The organism is Pantoea dispersa (assembly GCF_035783935.1).
Classification (GTDB): Bacteria; Pseudomonadota; Gammaproteobacteria; order Enterobacterales; family Enterobacteriaceae; genus Pantoea; species Pantoea dispersa_C.
In genome coordinates this window covers 1-238 of sequence record NZ_JALKOV010000058.1, presented here as the reverse complement: position 1 = coordinate 238, position 238 = coordinate 1, and the positions used below count along the sequence as shown (strand labels likewise).

At 51.3% G+C, this 238-nt stretch carries 1 protein-coding gene; it reads right to left on the bottom strand.

Annotated features, from left to right (window positions below; all coding sequences use genetic code 11):
• Positions 1–238, bottom strand: a 238-nt coding sequence (locus MXF20_RS23320) for an Ig-like domain-containing protein (protein ID WP_325971650.1), incomplete at both ends; no start/stop codon positions are given.

The window sequence follows — 238 nt, the reverse complement described above, 5'->3', positions numbered from 1 at the left end:
ACGTTGTCCACTACGCTGGTGATAACCGGCGAGTTAGGTGCAACAGTGTCAACAATCAGACCCCAGCTATTGGATTGCCCTGAAACGTTGCCCGCACTATCTTCAGCTCTGACCGTTAAGGTATGCGTTCCGTCCGCTAATGGCGCCGCCAATTCCAGTGACCATGCTCCGGTTGCCGTCGCATAAACACTGCCTACAACTGTGTTGCCATCAAAAATCTTGACAAGCACATTTGGTT